General features: G+C 44.1%; 20 protein-coding genes. 9 read left to right on the top strand and 11 right to left on the bottom strand.

Annotated features, from left to right (window positions below; translation table 11 throughout):
* The first annotated feature begins 70 nt into the window (after positions 1–70).
* The 3 genes from K5L93_RS07775 (at position 71) to K5L93_RS07765 (ending at position 1,589) form a co-directional block, all read left to right on the top strand.
* The gene (locus K5L93_RS07775; protein WP_220719205.1) at positions 71–658 is read left to right on the top strand and encodes a YjaG family protein; all 588 of its coding nucleotides are present in this window, start codon (positions 71–73) and stop codon (positions 656–658) included.
* A gap of 163 nt (positions 659–821) precedes the next feature.
* The gene (gene hupA / locus K5L93_RS07770) at positions 822–1,094 is read left to right on the top strand and encodes a nucleoid-associated protein HU-alpha (RefSeq protein WP_016402104.1); all 273 of its coding nucleotides are present in this window, start codon (positions 822–824) and stop codon (positions 1,092–1,094) included.
* Between the two features lie 141 nt (positions 1,095–1,235).
* On the top strand, positions 1,236–1,589 hold the full coding sequence (locus K5L93_RS07765) for a sirohydrochlorin chelatase (protein ID WP_220719204.1): 354 nt from the start codon (positions 1,236–1,238) through the stop codon (positions 1,587–1,589).
* Between the two features lie 55 nt (positions 1,590–1,644).
* Here K5L93_RS07765 and K5L93_RS07760 read toward each other — a convergent pair whose 3' ends face one another.
* Entirely contained in the window at positions 1,645–2,085 is a 441-nt protein-coding gene (locus tag K5L93_RS07760; RefSeq protein ID WP_220719203.1) for a hypothetical protein, read from the bottom strand.
* 557 nt (positions 2,086–2,642) lie between these two features.
* On the opposite strand from K5L93_RS07760, the gene K5L93_RS07755 reads away from it, so the two are divergent.
* Positions 2,643–3,122 carry an FKBP-type peptidyl-prolyl cis-trans isomerase gene (locus K5L93_RS07755; protein ID WP_220719202.1) on the top strand — a complete coding sequence of 160 codons (480 nt, stop codon included), beginning with the start codon at positions 2,643–2,645 and terminating at the stop codon, positions 3,120–3,122.
* A gap of 38 nt (positions 3,123–3,160) precedes the next feature.
* On the opposite strand, the gene leuA is transcribed toward K5L93_RS07755, so the two are convergent.
* Both leuA and K5L93_RS07745 read right to left on the bottom strand, forming a co-directional pair.
* Positions 3,161–4,840: a 2-isopropylmalate synthase gene (leuA, locus tag K5L93_RS07750; protein WP_220719201.1), complete on the bottom strand. Its 1,680-nt coding sequence runs from the start codon at positions 4,838–4,840 to the stop codon at positions 3,161–3,163.
* Positions 4,841–5,110: 270 nt separating this feature from the next.
* The gene (locus K5L93_RS07745) at positions 5,111–6,214 is read right to left on the bottom strand and encodes an ABC transporter ATP-binding protein (protein WP_220719200.1); all 1,104 of its coding nucleotides are present in this window, start codon (positions 6,212–6,214) and stop codon (positions 5,111–5,113) included.
* Positions 6,215–6,473: 259 nt separating this feature from the next.
* Between K5L93_RS07745 and K5L93_RS07740 the strand changes: the two genes are divergently transcribed.
* The 3 genes from K5L93_RS07740 to K5L93_RS07730 all read left to right on the top strand — a co-directional run bounded on the left by K5L93_RS07740 (position 6,474) and on the right by K5L93_RS07730 (position 9,558).
* A complete protein-coding gene (locus K5L93_RS07740; protein WP_220719199.1) occupies positions 6,474–7,406 on the top strand; it encodes a carbohydrate ABC transporter permease in 933 nt (310 codons plus the stop codon).
* On the top strand, positions 7,406–8,257 hold the full coding sequence (locus tag K5L93_RS07735) for a carbohydrate ABC transporter permease (RefSeq protein ID WP_016402097.1): 852 nt from the start codon (positions 7,406–7,408) through the stop codon (positions 8,255–8,257). The genes K5L93_RS07740 and K5L93_RS07735 overlap by 1 nt, the downstream gene beginning before the upstream one ends.
* A gap of 71 nt (positions 8,258–8,328) precedes the next feature.
* Complete coding sequence (locus K5L93_RS07730; RefSeq protein ID WP_220719198.1) at positions 8,329–9,558, top strand: ABC transporter substrate-binding protein; 1,230 nt, start codon at positions 8,329–8,331, stop codon at positions 9,556–9,558.
* A gap of 67 nt (positions 9,559–9,625) precedes the next feature.
* On the opposite strand, the gene K5L93_RS07725 is transcribed toward K5L93_RS07730, so the two are convergent.
* On the bottom strand, positions 9,626–10,165 hold the full coding sequence (locus tag K5L93_RS07725; RefSeq protein ID WP_220719197.1) for a YfaZ family outer membrane protein: 540 nt from the start codon (positions 10,163–10,165) through the stop codon (positions 9,626–9,628).
* A 279-nt stretch (positions 10,166–10,444) separates the two neighbouring features.
* Here K5L93_RS07725 and aqpZ point away from each other — a divergent pair, with 279 nt between their 5' ends.
* Both aqpZ and K5L93_RS07715 read left to right on the top strand, forming a co-directional pair.
* Positions 10,445–11,143, top strand: a complete 699-nt coding sequence (gene aqpZ / locus K5L93_RS07720; RefSeq protein WP_220719196.1) for an aquaporin Z — start codon at positions 10,445–10,447, stop codon at positions 11,141–11,143.
* Between the two features lie 199 nt (positions 11,144–11,342).
* Positions 11,343–12,410 carry a TRAP transporter substrate-binding protein gene (locus K5L93_RS07715; RefSeq protein ID WP_220719195.1) on the top strand — a complete coding sequence of 356 codons (1,068 nt, stop codon included), beginning with the start codon at positions 11,343–11,345 and terminating at the stop codon, positions 12,408–12,410.
* Positions 12,411–12,463: 53 nt separating this feature from the next.
* Here K5L93_RS07715 and K5L93_RS07710 read toward each other — a convergent pair whose 3' ends face one another.
* From K5L93_RS07710 to purH, 7 genes are all read right to left on the bottom strand, one after another.
* On the bottom strand, positions 12,464–13,417 hold the full coding sequence (locus K5L93_RS07710) for an NADPH:quinone reductase (protein ID WP_220719194.1): 954 nt from the start codon (positions 13,415–13,417) through the stop codon (positions 12,464–12,466).
* An 890-nt stretch (positions 13,418–14,307) separates the two neighbouring features.
* On the bottom strand, positions 14,308–14,904 hold the full coding sequence (locus K5L93_RS07705; protein ID WP_220719193.1) for a DNA-3-methyladenine glycosylase I: 597 nt from the start codon (positions 14,902–14,904) through the stop codon (positions 14,308–14,310).
* A gap of 10 nt (positions 14,905–14,914) precedes the next feature.
* Positions 14,915–16,465, bottom strand: a complete 1,551-nt coding sequence (locus K5L93_RS07700; RefSeq protein ID WP_220719192.1) for a succinylglutamate desuccinylase/aspartoacylase family protein — start codon at positions 16,463–16,465, stop codon at positions 14,915–14,917.
* A 76-nt stretch (positions 16,466–16,541) separates the two neighbouring features.
* Positions 16,542–17,738 carry a methyltransferase gene (locus K5L93_RS07695; RefSeq protein ID WP_220719191.1) on the bottom strand — a complete coding sequence of 399 codons (1,197 nt, stop codon included), beginning with the start codon at positions 17,736–17,738 and terminating at the stop codon, positions 16,542–16,544.
* 9 nt (positions 17,739–17,747) lie between these two features.
* Complete coding sequence (locus tag K5L93_RS07690) at positions 17,748–18,344, bottom strand: YitT family protein (RefSeq protein WP_220719190.1); 597 nt, start codon at positions 18,342–18,344, stop codon at positions 17,748–17,750.
* 155 nt (positions 18,345–18,499) lie between these two features.
* A complete protein-coding gene (gene purD, locus K5L93_RS07685) occupies positions 18,500–19,789 on the bottom strand; it encodes a phosphoribosylamine--glycine ligase (RefSeq protein WP_220719189.1) in 1,290 nt (429 codons plus the stop codon).
* Between the two features lie 85 nt (positions 19,790–19,874).
* Positions 19,875–21,467 carry a bifunctional phosphoribosylaminoimidazolecarboxamide formyltransferase/IMP cyclohydrolase gene (gene purH, locus K5L93_RS07680; RefSeq protein WP_220719188.1) on the bottom strand — a complete coding sequence of 531 codons (1,593 nt, stop codon included), beginning with the start codon at positions 21,465–21,467 and terminating at the stop codon, positions 19,875–19,877.
* Positions 21,468–21,474: the final 7 nt, after the last annotated feature.

The following is a 21,474-nucleotide window of genomic DNA, read 5'->3' as shown; positions in this document are numbered from 1 at the left end:
CGCTGGTGTTAAGCTGCATAGCAAATTAGTCCTGATTATCTTAATCGTTTTATTGAGTGCGGAGCAAACTATGCTTACCCCTTGTGATATCGACCGTTTAGCCGAGTTAAGCAGTAAGCAACAATCGCTATATTGTTTAGCTTTATGCCAACGTATGGCGCCAAACTATTTATTGTTTTGCCAAGCTGTAGAGCTGGAACAGGGTGGCGACTTTAACAAGTTACTTAGCCTATTTTGGGAAAGTGCGCTACATCCAAAGACTAAAATCAATTTCTCTGCTCAGCGAGAGCGTTTTGATGTGTTGATTCCTGAACCACAACGTTACGACATGTATGGCGTTTATCCTGCTCTAGATTGTTGTGTGGTGGTGGAGTGTTTATTTAATGCCTTGCTTGAACCAACTGGTCGAGAAGCAGAACAAGCTAGTCAAACCTCATTAGCCAGTGTTTTAAGCTTACTTGAGCTGCAGTTTGGAGAACAAACAGAACAAGACATTTTAGCGCAAGAATTAGTGATACAAGAGTTGGCTTTTCAGGGTGAATTACTTGACCTTATTGAGCAAATTGAACTAGGTAAAGCGTCTATGCAAGCCTTGAAAACGCTGGCTGTAAACCAAGGTGTGAGTAATTTGGGGATCTGTTTAGAGGACAATGGCTAGCGAATAATCCTCTTTTTAGCGGTGTTTTTGTGACTGTTTACGCATAAATTGGTTAAAGCCCCGCCAAACAAGGCGCTAAAGGGGAAAAACTCTTTGCGCAGCGTTTTTATTTCTCTTAAAGTGAGGCTGGATTATTTAAACGAACATAAAGGATTTAGATATTATGAACAAAACTGAACTAATTGATGCTATTGCTGAAAAAGCTGATTTATCAAAAGCTCAAGCTAAACTAGCATTAGAAACAACTTTAGGTGCAGTAACTGATGCGCTTAAAGAAGGCGACCAAGTTCAGCTAATCGGCTTTGGTACATTCAAAGTTAATCATCGTGCAGCGCGCACCGGTCGCAATCCTCAGACTGGCGCTGAGATTCAAATTGCCGCAGCCAATGTCCCTGCATTTGTAGCGGGTAAAGCTTTAAAAGACGCTGTTAAATAGTTTCTTTAAACTGGCTCCCTAAGTCGGGGGCTGGTTTTTCTGTAACATCTTCTTTCCTATCTCTATACTCTTTCAGTAAGATAAGCGCACTGCCTTCAATTGCCTTGCCATTGAATTAACCACATAATTTTTAGGAAGTGTATGAAAGTCTTATTGGTCGTGGCACACGGAAGCCGCCGTCCTCAATCAAACCAAGAAGTGGTTGAGCTTGCTGAACAACTAGCTGCAAAACTAAGTCATTACTCACAAGTACATGCAGCATTTTTGGAATTAGTGGAGCCTACTATTCCGCAACAAATAGAACGGTGTTATCAAGCAGGTGCTAGGCAAATCACCTTGTACCCACATTTTTTAGCCGCGGGTACACATGTGGTAAACGATTTACCACGTATTATCGAACAAGCTACTAACCAACATCCAGATTTAACTATCGAGCTATTGCCGCATTTAGGCGGTTTTAATGGTTTAGCTGAGTTTATCAGTCAAGCGCTTTAGCTTATTTGAGTTTGCCGAGCAGTTAGTTCCGTTGACGTGAAAAGGTTAGCTAAACTTATTTGCTCATTGCTGCGCTTTTAGCCTCGGCAAAATCTCTTAAACGCTCTAATAGCTGCGATAAGTAATGAGGGTGTGCAATTTGTAATAGATCATTCCAATTGCGATAAGTGAGCGTTTCTTTTAATAACAATACCACTTTAGTTAGTGGTGCTGAACGTAAAAGCTCTGGACGGTAAAGGTAATCGCCTCCTTCTTGTACAAACCAAGAGCTGGCTTGAAAGCGCTCAAACAGCTGTTGGCGCTCAGCCGTTTCTCTAAGTATTGCAAGTTGATTTAAGTTATCAAGCGATTGGATATCTAAGCTTAGATCAGCGAGTTCATTTATGTGTTCTTGCAGAGGTAAGCTACGCAGAGAAAATAAATGTTCCATCAATGCCAGTGATGCATCAGACGGTGTTTGATTTGACGGATATTGAACTACATTATCGACATTCATCGGCTTTCTCCTAGTCTCAACCTCCTTGTTGATTAATTTTACAGCGTAATTGAAAGGATGATAGCGTTTTCATAAGCTCAATCAAGCAAATCATGGTTATTGCTGGTATGTAAAAAATGAATAAGTTAATTAAACCCAAGAAAACTTTTACAAGAAAAAGTATATAAGACTAAGGTCGAGGTGTAGATGTAATAAACTTCGTCTAGGCTGTTTGTTTATCATCTCTAAAATAACTAGAAACACCAGTTGCAGGGAGCACACAATGCAAGATTACCAAGCCAAAGACATGGAGTTGTCATTATTACCGACAAGAAGACGACGCAATAGAAGAAATTCTCTGGCTAAATCGGACTTCTATGTAAACGTTTCCACTAAGCTTGGAGACAATCAGCAAGTTAATAAGGGAGCATTTTCCACTGTCTCCGAGAGTTGTATTGTGCAGTGCTTAGACTGAAGTCTAGGTCTGTAAACTAAGTAGCGGCTACGTTTGCTGATAATACTTGGCAAAGCGGCTGCGTTTTGTTGTAGTGTGGCAACGTTTATTTTGAGAGATAGTTATGAAAGTTGCTAAAGACACAGTGGTTCGCTTTGAATATACCTTACATGAAACCGATGGTGCTCTATTAGAGAGCACTAACGGCGAAGCTGTAGCTTATTTACATGGGCACAAGTCAATGATTCCTGCCATTGAAGAGGGCTTAGAAGGTAAAGAAGCTGGTGCTGAAGTGGCCTTGAGCTTAGCCCCAGAAAATGGCTACGGAGTGCGCAACGAAGAAGCCGTGGAGCGAATTTCTGTTAAGCACTTACAGGGTGCTAAAAACTGGAAAGCGGGTATGCCAGCAGTGGTGCAAACAGAGCAAGGCCCACGTCAAGTTACGGTAGTTAAGGTTGGCAAGTTTATGGCAACTATTGACACCAACCATCCCTATGCAGGCAAGCATTTAGACTTTGCTATTAAGCTGGTTGAAGTGCGAGCCGCCAGTGAAGAAGAGATCTCTCATGGCCACGCCCATGGTGCTGGTGGTCATCAGCACTAAACTGTTTACTCGCGCAGCAAGGCTGCGCGAGCGTTAGTTTAAGCGGGTTGTGGCTGGCGTTGTTCCTCAGCGATTAGTTGCTGATTGAGTGCACACAACAGGGCTTTAAGGCTGGCGGTTAGTATGTCTTTATCAATTGCTACACCTAGGTAGCGTTTACCCGCAATGTTGGTTTCTATGTAACATACCGCTTCTGCTTCAGCGCCTTTACTCAAGGCATGTTCGTTGTAGTCTAGAACTTCTATCTGTTGCTTAAACTCGGCAGCTAATCCATTCACAAAGGCAGCTAAAGCGCCGTTACCAGTGGCTTGAATATCACAGCGCTGCTGCTTACGTTCTATAAGTACTTGGATCTGCTCTTGCTGTTGGTAGTTAACTTGATAATTAGTTAACTTGTAGCCTTGTGCTTGCTCCAAATAGTGATTGTTAAACAGTGTCCAAATTTTCTCTGGGCTGATCTCTTCACCACTTTTTTCTGCATCGGCTTGTACTATTGCGCTAAATTCAATTAAGGCCCAGCGAGGTAATTGAATGCCGTAATCTTTATTTAAAATGTAAGCAATGCCACCTTTACCGGATTGACTATTAATGCGGATCACTTCTTGGTAATCGCGGCCCAAATCAGCTGGGTCTATAGGTAAGTAGGCAACATCCCAGTGTTGATCGGCTTGTTGAATGTCTAAACATTTCTTAATTGCATCTTGATGGCTACCCGAGAAGGCAGTAAATACCAGCTCGCCAACATAAGGGTGGCGTGGGTGAACCGGCAATTGGGTGCAAAACTTCACTACTTGTACTATTTCGTCGATGTCGGCTAAATTTAATTTAGGATCGATACCTTGGCTATAAAGGTTCATTGCCATGGTTACGATGTCCATGTTACCGGTGCGCTCGCCGTTGCCTAACAAAGTCCCTTCAACGCGGTCCGCTCCGGCTAGTTGGCCCAACTCAGCTGCTGCAATGCCACAACCTCTGTCGTTGTGAGTATGCTGGCTAATAATAATGTCTTCGCGATGGGCAATGTGCTGAATAAACCATTCGATTTGGTCGGCATACACATTGGGAGTAGACATCTCAACGGTAGCGGGCAAGTTAAGAATGATCTTCTGCTGTGCTTTGGGGCGCCACTGGGCCACAACCGCGTTGCAAATATCTACGGCGAAGTCTAACTCAGTGCCGGTAAAGCTCTCGGGGGAGTACTGAAATTGCCAATTAGTGTGTGGATTTTGATCGGCATGTTTTTGTAGTTCTTTAGCGCCTTGCACTGCAATATTAATGATGCCAGCTTTGTCTAATTTAAATACCTTATCGCGCTGCACTTTGGAGGTGGAGTTGTACAAATGCACAATGGCATTTTTTGCTCCCTTCAAGGCTTCAAAAGTACGGCTAATTAAGGCTGGACGAGCTTGAGTTAATACTTGAATCGACACATCATCAGGTATTTGATTTGTTTCAATTAACCAGCGTACAAAATCATAGTCTGTTGTAGAGGCCGCTGGAAAGCCCACTTCTATTTGTTTAAAGCCTAGTTTTATTAGCAAGGCAAACAAACGCTGTTTTTGCTCTACCGACATCGGTTCAATTAGGGCTTGGTTGCCATCACGCAAATCCACACTACACCATTGTGGAGCTTGATTAATGCTGTTGTTTGGCCATTGGCGATTGGCCAAAGCAATGGGTTTAAATGAAGCGTATTTATTATGATTAAACTGAGACATTGCGACATCCTTGGTATTGGAAAGAAAATGAGAAAAGCCAGTTTGCAGCCAGCGCTTGGCTAGTTAATGCGCTGACTGTGGCTTAGTCGCAGAGTGAAGGTCATAGTGTTGAACCCAGAAAATTAATATGGGTAAAGTGTAAAGAATAACCAGGGGCGAGTGCTTGCTAAGGTTGTTTTGCTTTAAGCTTTTTAAGCAATTATTGCTTATATTTTTGCCAATATAAGCAATAATTGTCTCGTTAGGGGCTTTTTTGTAGTGTTAGAAAGACTACTGAACCGTTTTGTTGTAAACACGAACCGCTTCATCGGAGTGGTTAAACAAATAACACTCCGACAGTTCACAGCTAAGCGTAATGTCGGTAAAGCGAGCGACTTGGTGGTCGCCATTTACGTGCACTTTAATCCCATCAATATCACCCAGCTGACCAAACAAGTAGGTAGCATTACCCAGGCGTTCGCTTACTTCGTTTTTGAAGCTAAGTTTTAGTGCGCCGGTATCATCTAAACGCAAGTGCTCTGGGCGAATACCCAGCTTGAGTTCTTCGCCTACGGTTACGCTGTTATCACGTACTGTAATGCTAATGTGCTGCCCATCTGCCAACTGGATATCAGCTTGGTTGCCTTGCAAGGCATGAACTTTACAAGGCATAAAGTTCATCTTTGGTGAGCCAATGAAGCCTGCTACAAACAGATTCTCTGGGTAGTTGTAGAGCTCAAGTGGCGAACCTACTTGTTCAATGTTGCCGGCCCGTAGCACCACAATTTTGTCGGCTAAAGTCATTGCTTCAACCTGATCGTGGGTTACATAAATCATCGTGGTTTGAAGCTCTTTGTGTAACTTGGCTATTTGTAAACGCATTTCAACCCGCAATTCAGCATCTAGGTTAGAAAGAGGTTCATCAAAGAGGAAAACCCGAGGATCGCGAACGATCGCACGGCCAATTGCAACTCGCTGACGTTGTCCACCAGACAGTTCTTTGGGGGTTCTTTGTAACAAGTTTTCCATCTGCAAGGTTTTTGCCGCTAGGTTCACGCGTTTGTCGATTTCGGCTTTTTCTACGCCGTTCATTTTCATGCCAAAACCCATGTTCTCGGCAACTGTCATGTGTGGATACAGGGCATAAGATTGGAATACCATTGCCACCCCGCGCTCTGCTGGGTCAACATTGTTAACTACTTGATTATCAATGCTTAACTGGCCGCCTGAAATGTCTTCTAGACCAGCAATCATACGCAGTAGGGTAGACTTACCGCAGCCCGATGGGCCAACAAATACTACAAACTCTCCGTGTTTAATCTCTAGGTCAACGCCGTGAATCGTTTCAATTTTGGCGTAGCGTTTCACTAAGCCGGTAAGTGTTATATCTGCCATTTTCTATCCCTATCTTTGGTCGCTTTTAAATCTTAGCAACGGAACAAGCATGATGTTGATCATAAATCTTACTTTACCTTAACATTCTTCCCGTGAAAACGTTTACTTGTCACAATTTTTGATCTAAGTTTGATTATAACAATAGATAAATGATTGCTCGCAAGGGTGGTTAAAATTGCTGAAATGCGATGTGTATCAAGGGTAAAGCACCATTTATGGCTATATTGTTTGATACCTGTAGGCAAATAAGGAACATGGAATGGCGTCGAGTTCTTCAAATAAATCTCCAGAAAATGCTGTTAATTCAGCCTCTGAGTTGGTTGCGGGTAAACGATTACGCGCTAGTGATGTCGCACCTTGGATGTTTTTAGGTCCGGCATTAATCATTTTTTCCATTTATGTGTTGTTTCCAGTTCTAGAAAGTATCTGGCTCAGTTTTTTTGATTGGGATGGCCTGGGTGAAAAAACCTTTATCGGGTTTGGAAACTACATCGAATTGTTCGACAGCGATCAGTTTTGGACAGCTTTAACTAACAACATTTTGTGGATGGTGTTGTTTATGTTGGCGCCGCCCATGGGTTTAGCTATAGCACTATTCCTTAACCAGCAGGTTTATGGGATTCGCCTAGTAAAAGCCTTGTTCTTTTTCCCCTTTGTTATTTCGCAAGTTGTTGTAGGTTTGGTGTTCTCTTGGTTTTACGATCCCAGCTTTGGTGTTTTGAACAGTGTGATTACCTTCTTTGGTGGCGATCCGGTTTCTATTCTAGCTGACGAAGACTTAGTGACTTACGGCATTATCGCCGCCGGGCTTTGGCCTCAAATCGCTTATTGCATGATTTTATACCTCACGGGCCTCAATAACTTAAACCATGAGCAACTTGAAGCCGCGCGTTTAGACAACGCCAAGGGCTGGAAAATGCTGTGGTACATCGTGTTACCGCAATTAAGGCCAGCAACGTTTATTGCCATTGTGGTAACCGTGATTGGGGCGCTACGTTCTTTCGACTTAGTGGCCACAATGACCGCGGGTGGTCCGTGGGGTAGCTCAACAGTATTAGCATACATGATGTATGAAGAATCAATTTTCAACTATCGCATGGGTTACGGCGCAGCGGTGGCTGTAGTGCTATTTTTAATTATGGATATCTATATCGCTTACTTCTTGTGGCGGATGATAAGGAGTGAGAAATAATGTACCCACGTCCTATAGAAAAGGCGTCTGCCTTCACTAACATTAGCTACCGTGTGGCATTGCCGATTTCGATTGTATTGTGGCTGCTGCCATTGCTAGCAGTAATGGCAACCTCGGTGCGCTCGCTTAACGATATAAACCAAGGTAATTACTGGGGCTGGCCAAGTGAGTGGATGTTAATTGAAAACTACACTCAGGTATTTACTTCAACGCCGATGTTCCAGTACCTGATGAATAGCTTAATCATTACTCTACCAGCAGTAGCCGGTTGCGTAGCTTTGTCTACCATGGCGGGGTTTGCCCTGGCTAAGTACAACTTTAAAGCCAACATTTGGATCTTTGCTACTTTTATAGCTGGCAACTTTGTGCCGTTTCAGATTTTGATGATTCCGGTGCGCGATTTAACCATTCAGTTTGGTTTATACGATACTCACTGGGCGCTTATTTTATTCCATGTGGCCTTTCAAACAGGGTTTTGCACCTTGTTCATGCGCAACTTTATTGTTGGCTTACCTACCGAGCTGATTGAGTCTGCGCGGGTAGAAGGCGTAAGTGAATTTAAGATTTTTTGGCACATTGTGTTGCCATTGGTAAAACCGGCGACAGCGGCGTTAGCGGTACTGGTATTTACCTTTATTTGGAACGATTTTTTCTGGGCACTAGTACTGGTACAAAGCGATGAAGTGCGACCAGTTACTGCCGGTCTCAGTGCGTTGCAAGGTCAGTGGTTGGCATCATGGCAGTTGATCTCAGCTGGTGCGGTAGTAGCGGCCTTACCTCCGGTCATACTATTTTTTACCATGCAACGTCATTTTATTGCTGGGTTGACCCTCGGGGCAACTAAAGGCTAAACACACCCTCAAGCAATAATGAGGGAAGTAAATAAATCCTGCTCAAGGACAACAAAACTAAAGGAATGTAAATGATGAGTAAACTAAAACAATGTGGTCAAGCCATAGCGCTAGCTACTTTAATTGGTGGCTATGCTAACGCTGGCGAACTGATTATTAACTCTGACGCTTCTGACCCTGCACCTAAAGCCGCATTTGCAGAAATCATTGCTGAATTTGAAAAAGAGTATCCAGACATTAAAGTGAAGTACAACTTGTACGATCACGAAGCCTACAAAACTACCATTCGTAACTGGCTAGTAACCTCGCCGCCAGATGTAGTGCATTGGTATGCAGGTAACCGTATGAAAGCCTTTGTTGATAAGGGCTTGTTTGAAGATGTGAGTGACCTTTGGCAACAAAACGACATGGCTGCAGATTTTGCAACAGCTGCGCCTGCGATGACTATTGATGGTAAGCAATGGGGTGTTCCTTATACTTACTACCAATGGGGCATTTATTACCGTAAAGATATTTTCGAAAAGTATGGCATTGAAGAACCCTACCTATGGGAAGAGCTAGTTGAGGCGTCAAAAATTCTTAAAGAAAATGGCGTAGCGCCTATTGCTATTGGTACTAAGTACCTTTGGACTGCCGCTGGTTGGTTTGATTACATGAACCTGCGTGTAAATGGTTTAGACTTCCACATGGAATTGATGGATGGCAAAGTGCCTTACACCGATCCTCGTGTTGTTAAAACCATGGAAAAATGGAAAGAGATGATTGAGCCAGGTTACTTCTTAGAGAACCACGCATCATACTCGTGGCAGGAAGCACAGCCGTTCTTATACAACGGTGAAGCGGCCATGTACTTAATCGGTAACTTCATTACTCCTAACTTCCCAGATGAAGTAAAAGATAAAATGGGCTTCTTCCAGTTCCCAATTATCGACCCTACGGTAGGTGTAGCAGAAGATGCACCGATGGATACCTTACATATTCCAGCTAAAGCCAAAAACAAAGAAGATGCTAGAAAATACCTAGCGTTTATGGCTCGTCCTGAGAATCAAACTCGAATCAACAAAGCCTTGTTACAAATTCCACCTAACAAAAAAGCTAAAGCTGAAGACAATGAGTTCTTAAATAAAGGTGTGGCAATGTTAGGCTCGGCAGCTGGTACGGCGCAGTTCTATGACCGCGATACTGATCCTGCTATGGCTAAAGCCGGTATGAAAGGTTTCCAAGAGTTTATGGTACACCCAGATCGTTTAGATAAGATTTTAAAAGGTCTTGAGAAAACACGTCAGCGTACGTTTAAGTAATCCCAGATAAGTTTTCCTTAACTACATATCCATAATAAAAAGCCCTGTTTAACAGGGCTTTTCTTGTTTAGAAGTTAAAGGCTGCACCAATATACAGGCCCTTAGTGAAATCTAAATCGGGTTGGTTAGCGTAACGGAATTGAATGGCGCGATAGCCAAGGTATACATCTGCCTGCGGCATGATTGAGTATGCAATCTTGGCGTCTAAATCGTAGTAGCGGTTTAGCTCGCTGCTGGTTAATACCGAAGGAGCATAATAGGCGCTGCCCGATATTTTTAGGTTTTGGGCAACGGCAATGCTGTAATCGCCACCAATGGCAAAGGCATGTGGGTTTTCACGGTGGTTAGCCCACAGTTTGGTAAATTTTGCGCCAATGGCAAATTTATGAATGTCTTGTTGGTGAGTCGCTTTTATGCCGAAATCTGCTAAATCACCCTCTGGGCGAGAGTACATGTAGTTAGCTGACATCTCTGCGCCAGGTGCAATTTGCGTTGCAAAACCTGTTTCAAAAACGTCGTTATTAAGATCAAACTTAATTGAACTCGCCAAGGCTGCGGTACTACTTACAGCGAATAGACTCGCCGCTAACAAAGAACGCTTAAACATAATTCTCCTACAATAAGCTCTAATCAGACAAAAACGCGGCGATCATATCATTTATCTAAGTTATTATCTGATTACATTGTATTTATTGGACATAAAATCTAATAAACCTGAATTTTTAGGTGATTTGAACAAACTGCTTAAGCGCTGCGTTAAGCCTTTGTAACAAAGTAAATCACTTATCTGTAGCAATAATCAGTGACGATGCTAATTGTGGCCTATAGTTAGGCTGCAGCAAGATGACTTGCATTTGTCACTAAATGTTTGAAAAGGAGAGCAAACATGCCGTTGTTTAATCGATTAATTGCCGAAGGGATCGGCACGTTTTGGTTGGTATTAGGTGGATGTGGTAGCGCTGTTTTAGCCGCAGCCTTTCCCGAAGTAGGTATTGGCTTAGTAGGTGTCTCGATAGCCTTTGGCTTAACAGTGCTGACGATGGCTTATTCTATTGGCCATATATCTGGTTGTCACTTAAACCCTGCCGTTACCATCGGCTTAACCGTTGCTGGGCGATTTTCTAAAGTAGATGTGTTTCCTTACATTTGTGCCCAGTTACTGGGTGGCTTTGTGGGAGCGATTATTTTGTATTTAATAGCCAGTGGTAGCGGTGACTACGACCTAGCAAGTCATGGTTTAGCCAGCAATGGCTACGATATGCACTCACCGGGTGGTTATACATTAGTGGCCGCACTGGTCTGTGAGATAGTGATGACCTTTATGTTTCTATTCATTATTTTGGGTACCACCGATGAACGCGCGCCAGCAGGTTTCGCCCCTATCGCAATTGGCCTAGGTTTAACCCTTATTCACCTGATATCTATTCCGGTTACTAATACCTCGGTTAACCCAGCACGAAGCACCGCTCCTGCGCTAATTGAGGGTGGCATTGCCTTGGGGCAACTTTGGTTATTTTGGGTAGCTCCTATTATTGGTGCTGTGTGTGCTGCACTTATGTACAAGCAAGTGTCGGCTAAAAACTAGCTGTTTATTCGGTTCAACACCTTAAAGCCTTTCTTATTTGAAAGGCTTTTTTATTGTGCTCGGTTTAGGGCTTAAACGCTGTATGAGTCAAGCTAAGGCTCTGTTATCATTCTGTTAATGAAACTAAAGTATGACTTTAGTTTCTGCGACACAACATAATAATAATCACTAAAGTACTACCTACACATAAGGATTTACCATGAGAAAAGGATTGCTCTGTTTTACTGTGTTATTGGCGAGCTGTTTTTCAATTAATGCTATTGCAGAAGGCAAGGTTTATAAACTTAAGCTAGCTGAATCTTGGCCTACTAAATTCCCGCTGCTTGATACTGGGGTGCAACGTTTTGCCAAAATGGCCGAACAGATGTCGAATGGCCGGCTGGTGATTCGTGTTGATTCTGCCAACAAGCACAAAGCGCCTTTGGGTATTTTTGATCTTGTAAAAAGCGGCCAGTATGACATGGGCCACTCGGCGTCTTATTACTATAAAGGTAAAGTGCCTAACACCATGTTTTTTACCACCATGCCTTTTGGAATGACGGCGATGGAGCAACACGCTTGGTATAGCTATGGTGGTGGCAAAGAACTTATGGCGAAGGTGTATCAGCCGCATAACTTGCTAACCTTCCCAGGTGGCAATACTGGGGTGCAAATGGGCGGCTGGTTTCGCAATGAAATTAACAGTGTAGAAGATCTACAAAATCTGAAAATGCGTATCCCAGGTTTTGCTGGTGAAGTGCTGGCCAAACTAGGTGCTACGCCAGTAAACATTCCGCCAGCTGAGTTATATACCGCGCTTGAGCGTAATACTATTGACGCCTTAGAGTGGGTTGGGCCTTCGCTAGATTTACGCATGGGCTTTCACAAAATTGCTCCTTACTACTACACCGGCTGGCATGAGCCAGGTTCAGAGAACATGTTTCTTGTGAACAAGAAGAAGTTTGAATCTTTACCATCAGATTTGCAGGCCATTCTAGAAACGGCAATGCGCGCCACAGCCTTTGATATTTATGTAGAAGCCACGGCAATGAGCACCAATAACTGGGCAACTATGTTGCAAGAATACCCAGACATTAAAGTGCGCACCTTCCCTAAAGAAGTTCTCACTGCATTGAAAAAAGCCAATGATGAGTTGCTAGCGGAACACGCAGCCCGTGATCCACTAGCTAAAGAGATTATCGAGTCGCAGCAAAGCTTCACTGAAAAAGCGCGTGCTTACACACTTATTTCTGATCTTGGTTACCTAGAGAGCACTAAAGATTTGTAAACAGCAGGCAACAAAAAAGCGGCTTAAGCCGCTTTTTTTATACTTGATATTGGTTACTGGTTAATTTGGATAACAATATTACCAGTAGCACCTGCTTGCATAACTGCTTGATGGGCTAAAGTGGTGTCGGCCAACTTAAAGCTTTGGCTTATTACAGGGCGCACAAAACCTGCTGTGGCACCCGCATATATTGCCGCGTGTATTTGAGTGAGCTGTTTGCTATCGGCATTTGCCAGCGCCATACCCATTACGCAGGCGTCTCGCGCCATTAAATCACGCGGATTAATTTCTACGCTGCCGCGACTACCTATTATTACTACTCTTCCACCTTTATTAAGCAAGGGAAGGTCATCGCCTAGGTTTTGATTTGCCAGCATCTCCAAAATGACATCAACCGCTCCGGCTTGTTGTAGTACTTGGTAATGATCTGTTTGGTGGTGATTAGCCACAAGGTCTGCACCTTGTTGTTTCAATAAAGCTAAACCTGCATCACTACCTGCAGTAGCAAACACTCTGCATCCTGCCGCCTTGGCTAATTGAATTGCTGCCAAACCTACTCCGCCACTAGCGCCATGAATCAACACTGTTTCAGCAGCTTGAATCTTGGCGCGAATAAACAAAGCTCGCCAAGCTGTTGCGTAAGGTGTGCCCAAACAAGCGCCTTGTTCAAAGCTTAAGCCATCGGGAAGGGGATGAACTTGCTGTGGGCTAGCTAAACATAATTCAGCACTGGCGCCACTTATGGTGCCAGCACAATACACGCGTTGCCCTAACTCGAAGCCTGTTACCTTGGCCCCCAACTGGACAATAGTACCGGCGGCGTCTTTTCCTGGAGTATGGGGAAACGTCGCGGTGTAATTGTTAGTACCAGCAACGATGTAAGTATCTACAGGGTTCACCCCAGCGGCCTCAACCTTTATGAGGATCTGCTCGACATTTGCTTGTAAGTCGTCAATTTGGTTAAGGCTAAGTGTGTCGCCATGATGTTGAGCTTGGATAGCTTGCATTGTTACTCCTTTTACTTCGGGGCGTTGTTTTTTCCTAGCGTAGCTCAATTAATTGCAGGAAAAGCTGAGTGAAGTAACAGCTTAATGATCTTTTTGCTGTTCGTTAGCAAAGAATTTTTGAATGGCGTGCTAAGAAAAGTGTAATGAAAGTGTTTTCAACGAGGCGGTTTGGTAATTTAATTACCAAAAGCTAAATTTAATAATGTAAAAATTAAATTTCATAATACTAAATGTGCGTTGTGTCGCATAAAATTAAAACCGTAAGAGAAAGTTAGTAACAAAAAGCATCTGCTAGAGGTTATTTTCTTTCAGAATTAACTTAAACATAAAGGTGAACATATTATGGAATTATTCGGATTATATTACGCTCTTCGCGCTAAAAACGTTAACAACGAACAAACAGTAGCTCAACGTAGCCGCTAGTTAAACAACGAACAAACAGTAGCTCAACGTAGCCGCTAGTTAAACAACTAACAATAGGAAACAAATTATGTACGATTTATTTGGATTAGTAGCCCTTAACTACTTTGGATACAACAAAACTGAAGAACAAAAACTTCAAGAACGTAGCCGCTAAATTTAACACTAATATAGAGAGAATGATTATGATGGATTTTATGGGTTGGGTTGCACTAAGTTACCTACAAAACAAAAAAACTGAAGAACAACGCATTGCTGAATTAAGCCGTTAATCTCAGAACAACGCTAAACCGAAATAGTTAAATACAAATAGTTTTAAAATAAGAATGATGTAATCGCCGATCAGGCGAACCGGCTCTCCTCATCATCCCCCGAGGAAGCAATTACTTTAAGCGTATATACCAACTTTACTACACGGATAATCGCAACTCAGTTAAGAGTTACGCGTTTAGCTATGATTGGTGTTTCAATTATTCCACTTTTGCCAGCGCTACCGTCTCTTGATAAACGTGACAGCCAGCGACGTGATCATTCACCATGCCAACCGCTTGCATAAATGCATAACAAATAGTGGGGCCAACAAAGCTAAAACCGGCTTTTTTTAAGGCTTTTGACATGGCTTGTGACTGAGGGCTTTCGGTAGGGATCTCTTGTACGGTTGTGTAGCTATTTACTATGGTTTTTCCTTCCACAAATTGCCAAATATATTCGCTAAAACTTTGGCCTGCTGCTTCTATAGCCAAATAGGCTTTGGCATTTTTAACAATAGCATTGATCTTTAGTTTGTTGCGCACGATCCCAGTATTTTCCATTAAGCGTTGGCAATCTTGCTCTGTAAACAAGGCGATATTTTCGGGTTGGAACTGAGCAAAAGCTTGGTAGTAGCTTTGCTGCTTTCGCAATATAGTTATCCACGACAAACCTGCCTGCTGCCCATCAAGACATAATTTTGCAAATAGCTCGATGGGGTCATTTACAGGGCGCCCCCATACTTGGTCGTGGTAATCCTGGTAGCCTTTATCGGTTCCACACCACTCACAACGGGTAACATGCTTTGTTTGCTGCAAGCTTTATCTCCTAGCTAACATGGGAAGATGGTGTGGTGTTTAGCTCTTCATCCACTTGGCTATCTGGTACGGCGCTTTCCGCTGGTGGTTCTTCTTCGGCAGGGTTAGCTAACCCTTCAGTTGAATCACCGTTAGAAATAGAGTTGTCGGGGGGGATACTTTCGCCCTTAGTCTTGGTATCTTCAGTGGCTTCAGTTATGTTATTCAAGCCCATTTGCTCGGCATTTTTCTCAACCACTTTTTGCTTAATCTTCTCACCTTGTTGTTCAAGATCTTCAATGCTGCGGCGTTCACCTAAGTTGAAGACTGCGTACCCTGCACTAACAAATTGATCTTGAGCGCGACCCAATACTACTGCATTAAAAGGTGCATATAAGGTTTCTACTTCGTCATTAATGGGGTTGCTAATTACCCCAAGTGTTTGACCTTTATTTACTTTTTGCCCCAGTTTTACTTTGTTAATCAAAATGCCACCTTGGCGAGAACGAACCCATTCTGAGGCATAAAACACGGGTTGCGGCGATGACCAAAAAAACGAGCGCGGCAACATTTCGATTGCGCTTAAATAACTGCGCAAAGCCTTTACACCAGTTTCAACCAATTGAACGTCTACGGTAAACGGGCCTCCTACCTCCATAACAACCGCAGGTATTCCAGCAGCGGTGGCTGCACCGCGCAAACTCCCTGGTGGGGCAATACTTTGCAGCACAGGGATAGCGCCAAAATGTGCCGCCAACTCAGATACTGCGGGCAGTGTAATATCGGCGCGTAGTTGGCTAACATTTTCGCGGAACATTGAGCCAGAGTGTAAATCTATCACGCTGTCACAATGACGAATAATACTGTTGAATAAACTATGAGCTACCCGCGAAGCAGTAGAGCCATTTGGGTCACCAGGAAAGGCACGGTTTAGATCGCGGCGGTCCGACATGTATCGGTCTTTACGCCACAAGCCATCAATATTAACTACTGGCACCGAGATAATGGTGCCTTTTAGATCATCGGGTTTCAGGTTTTGCACTACTCGGCGAGCGATTTCTACGCCATTTACTTCATCACCATGAATGGCAGCTGTTAGGCATACTCGTGGGCCTGGCTCTTTGCCGTGAATAACCACTACTGGGGTGGCTAGCTCAAAACCACCGGGTAAATGCCCTGAATACCAATCTAGCGTGGCAGTACTATTGGGACTAAGTTCAGTATTGAGTAACGATAGTGGCCCCCATACATCTTGTTTTTGTTCTTCTGTAGTCTCACTCGCGCTGGCTTCGCTAGATTTACCGACAACAATCGGAATAATTGGCTTAGTTTGGTCTGGCAAGGCAAGTTCTTTTTCGGGTTTGCTTGTAGATGGTGCAACAGCTTTAGCGGCTTGCTCTTCAAGCTTTTTTGTATCTGTCGACGTTGCAGGCTCTAGCTGTTTTGACTCTGGTTCATTTGCAGCTTGTTTTTCCACTTCAGATAGTTTTGGATTATAGACTTCTTCATATTGATCCTCCTGTTCTGTCGCCAACAGATTAAAGCTGAAACATAACAAAACTAAGGCTAAACAACGTGACATAGCGTCTCCAAAAAAATTGAGCAATTAACAATGTAAACCAATAGGCAAGCATTGCACTTAAAAGTGTAAACCAGAGCTAGCTGAGTTGCGCCTGTATTAACACATTACGTGGACTAGTTTTAAAGGGAAAAAGTTCCACTAACCCAACTTGATAGCCTAGTTGCTGAAGAAATAAACAACGATCTAACAATAACCACCGTTCCATAATAGGACGAAATAGCAGTTGTACTAACTCGAGTTGCCTTACTAACAAGTGGCGTTGTTGGCCTTTTTCCAGGTAAAGCTGTTGGTCAAAAGTATCGGGAAAACCTATTTGATGTTGTTGGCAGGCCCACTGCGCAAAGTCTGCAAATCGGGCTTCTTGACTGAACCACTGCTTACCAACAGAAGGCAGCGCTTGGTAGTGATCGCTGTTAGTGAGCTCTTCGCGTAAGCTTTGATAACTGAGTCGCCAGTGTATTTCGCGCTGACGTAGAGTTTGTACTCGCTGCCCCGAGGTGACTGATTGAGCCACCGCCAGTCGCAAATCTGTTTTGCTTAAGGTAAGTACACTTTGCTTAGCCAGCTTTGATAAAGGCTGGTAGTGAGAGCTGTTGATTAAATGATAACAACAGGGGCAAATACTAAGCTTTTGTGGCTTATGATTTGCGGCTAAGCGCAGTAGCTGCAGGTGTAACTCCCCACAGGCATGCAAGGCTACCGCATGTTGCTTACTTTTGAGGTGCTGCTGGGCGCCTGGCTCAAGTACATCGCAGTGATGAAATTGTTGTGGCAGTGAAAGTTGATTAGCTTGTTGCTGGCCGCTGTCACATAAACTTGCTTGCCACTCTAAACTGGTTATTGGCAATTGATGGTGAAAGCTAATTAAACGCCCTAAATGCCCTTTGCCGGCGCACCACTCCAGTATTGGTAAGTATTCACCTTGTAGCTGTTCGCTAAAGGCTTGAATTTGCGCTGCCTTTCGCCCCTTTATTCCGTTGGTTAACCAAAAAGGGGTCTCCAAATCGGCGCTTATTGCCGCTTGGGGTTGCCATAGTGCTAAACATGGCTTTAGCTCGGGGAAGTATTTAGCAAACAACTCAACCGCTTGTTCTGGGGATTGTTCAAGTTGTTGAATTTGAGTTGTGTTTAAGTTTTTTACTTGGTCCACTAGCGCTTGGTTTTGCCAAGCTAGACTGTGTTGTTGAAAAGGGCTGAACTGCCAGTATTGCAGGTAGCTTTGGAGTAATTGGTCGTGCTGGAGAAAAACCGCTTCGAGTGATTGATTAAACATAGCGAAAGATTAAGACAACCCTTGGTAGCGACCACTTTTGTGATTAAGTGCAATTACTATGTTCAAGGCAAATGCACCAGCAATAGACCACAGTAACACGCTAAGTGGTACTAAGAAGTAAGAGGCGGTTACTATCACCACATCTAAGCCCATTTGTACATGTCCAGCACGAATTGCAAAACGCTTTTGTAGATACAGGGCCAAGATGTTCACACCGCCCAAACTGCCTTTATGGCGAATGAGAATAAGCATGCCAGTGCCGATTAAAAATCCGCCACTCAGCGCCGCATAAATTCTATTGAGGTGGGCAATCTCGATGACTAGGTGCATGTAATCGGTAAGCACCGACACTAAAAGTACACAAGCTACGGTTCTAAAAGTAAAGGCTGCCCCCATTTTGGCAAAACCTAGTACAAAAAAGGGCAGGTTAATGAGCAGGAACATTTGCCCAAAAGACAAATTCATAAATTGGCTGGCAAGTAAGGCTAATCCGGCGGTACCACCCGTAAGAAGTTGGGTTTCTTTAAAAAAGAACACGCCTAAGGCCACCATGGTCGTGCCAATAAGCAAGGCTAATATATCTTCTAGCCAATTATGTTGTTCCATAAATATCTCTAGTTAGTACCGACAAGTGAATAATAGCATTGCTCTTTGATAATTGAGATAAAGAACTGGCTGAGAGATATAAAACAAAAAAAGCCACTGCAAATTTTATTTGTAGTGGCTTGATATATCGCTTGTTGCCAAGCGGCTTGGTTTACTTAGCTTTTTTCGCGGGCGATGGCGCGGTAACCAATATCGTTACGATGGAACATGCCATCCCAAGCTACTTTTTTCACTAGCGCATACGCATTTGCTTGGGCTTCGGTAACGTTGTTACCTAGAGCGGTAGCACACAATACACGGCCGCCGTTAGTTACAATGTTGCCGTCTTTTTCGCTAGTACCGGCATGGAACACTTTAGCACTACTGGTTTCTTCGCTAAGGCTTGGCAGTGTGATTACGTCACCTTTAGGGTAAGAGCCTGGGTAGCCAGCAGCAGCTAGCACTACGCCCATTGCTGCGCGAGGATCAAACTCAGCAGTTTTAGTATCCAATTTACGATCAACAGCAGCTAAACATAGTTCAACAATGTCAGACTGCATACGCATCATAATTGGTTGAGTTTCTGGGTCGCCAAAGCGGCAGTTGTATTCAATGATTTTTGGCGAACCGTCGGCCATAATCATCAATCCAGCATATAGGAAGCCAGTGTACTCATTGTCTTCAGCGGCCATGCCTTTAACCGTCGGCATGATCACTTCATCCATTATGCGCTGGTGGATTTCTGGTGTAACCACCGGAGCTGGTGAATAAGCACCCATGCCGCCAGTGTTTAAGCCGCTATCACCATCGCCAACACGCTTGTGGTCTTGGCTGGTGGCCATTGCCAATACGTTGCTACCATCTACCATTACGATAAAGCTAGCTTCTTCGCCGTCTAAGAACTCTTCGATTACTACGCGAGAACCGGCTTCGCCAAAGACGTTATCGGCAAGCATGTCTTCAATAGCGGCAATTGCCTCGGCTTCGGTCATGGCGACAATTACGCCTTTACCTGCAGCTAAACCATCGGCTTTAACCACAATGGGTGCGCCTTGCTCTTTTACGTAGGCAATCGCTGGGGCAACCTCAGTAAAGGTTTGGTAGTAACCCGTTGGAATGTCGTGACGAGCTAAAAAGTCTTTAGTGAATGACTTAGAGCCTTCTAGTTGAGCAGCTTTTTCGGTAGGGCCAAAGATTTTAAGGCCTGCGGCTCTAAAGGCATCAACCACACCAATAACCAATGGCGCTTCTGGGCCAACAATGGTGAGTTCAACTTGGTTTTGCTGAGCAAAGCTAAGTAAAGCAGTAATGTCTTCTACGCCAATGGCTACGTTTTCTAGCTTAGGCTCTAGCGCAGAACCGGCGTTACCTGGGGCAACAAATACTTTTTCAACTAAAGGAGATTGCGCAGCCTTCCATGCTAGAGCATGTTCGCGGCCACCGCCGCCAATCACAAGTACGTTCATGTTTGTCTATCCAATACTGAGTAAACGGGGCTTGGCTTACCAAGCCGAAATACAAAACAGCCAGCGCGAGGCTGGCTGTGGTTTTTTAGTGGTAGAAGTGGCGCATGCCAGTGAACACCATGGCCATGCCATGTTCATCGGCTGCTGCAATCACTTCGTCATCACGCATTGAGCCACCAGGCTGAATTACACAAGTGATGCCAGCTTCGGCTGCTGCGTCGATACCATCGCGGAATGGGAAGAAAGCATCCGATGCCATTACACTGCCTGCTACTTCTAGCTTCTCGTCGGCGGCTTTAATGCCAGCAATTTTAGCGCTGTATACGCGGCTCATTTGGCCAGCGCCTACGCCAATAGTCATGTTGCCTTTTGCGTAAACAATGGCGTTAGACTTAACATATTTGGCCACTTTCCAGCAGAATAGCGCATCACGCAGCTCTTCTTCGCTAGGCTGGCGCTTGCTCACAACGCTTAGTTCGTCTTGAGTTACCATGCCTTGGTCGCGATCTTGAACCAATAAGCCGCCGTTAACACGCTTAAGCTGCAAACCGGTGGTTTTAGTTGACCATTCGCCACACTCTAATAAACGTACGTTTTTCTTCGCAGCAACAATTTGTGCGGCGGCTTCAGAAATTTTAGGGGCAATGATTACTTCTACAAACTGGCGAGACACAATGGCTTCAGCAGTATCGGCATCTAACTCGCGGTTAAAGGCAATAATGCCGCCAAAGGCAGAAGTTGGGTCGGTTTTGTATGCGCGCTCGTAAGCCTCTTGAATATTGCCGCCTAGCGCTACGCCACATGGGTTAGCGTGTTTTACGATTACACAGCAAGGCTCGTCGAATTCTTTCACACATTCTAGTGCTGCATCAGTATCGGCAATGTTGTTAAACGACAAGGCTTTACCTTGAAGTTGAGTGGCAGTAGATACTGAAGCTTCCTCAATGTTGTTTTCAACATAAAAAGCTGCCGCTTGGTGGCTGTTTTCGCCATAGCGCATGTCTTGCTTTTTAATAAATTGGCTGTTGAAGGTACGTGGGAACTTGCTGTCTTCGTCGCCTTCTTTGTTGTCGCCGTAGCTAGGAACCATAGTGCCAAAGTAGTTGGCGATCATGCCGTCGTAAGCTGCAGTATGTTCAAAGGCTGCAATAGCTAAATCAAAGCGAGTAGCGTGAGTTAGCGACTTATCGTTGGCTGCCATTTCGGCGAGTACGCGATCGTAGTCTGATGCATTAACCACAATGGTTACGTCTTTGTGGTTTTTAGCCGCACTACGCACCATAGTTGGGCCACCGATGTCGATGTTTTCTACCGCATCTTCAAGGCTACAATCTGGGTTAGCTACTGTTGCTGCAAAAGGATAAAGGTTAACAACAACCATATCGATAGCATTAATGCCGTGGTTGTTCATCACTTCATCATCGGTACCGCGTCGACCTAAAATGCCACCGTGTACTTTTGGATGTAAAGTTTTAACACGTCCATCCATCATTTCTGGGAAGCCAGTGTAGTTAGATACTTCAATAACTTCGATGCCGTTTTCGGCCAGTAATTTTGCGGTGCCACCAGTAGATAAGATCTCTACACCTTGTTGGGCTAAAGATCGTGAGAATTCGATAATGCCTGTTTTATCTGAAACACTAATCAGTGCACGTCGAATCGGTCGAGCGTTTTCCATTGGGGTT

Origin of the sequence: Agarivorans litoreus (assembly GCF_019649015.1) — a bacterium.
Taxonomy (GTDB): domain Bacteria; phylum Pseudomonadota; class Gammaproteobacteria; order Enterobacterales; family Celerinatantimonadaceae; genus Agarivorans; species Agarivorans litoreus.
This window is presented reverse-complemented; position numbering and strand designations above follow the sequence as displayed.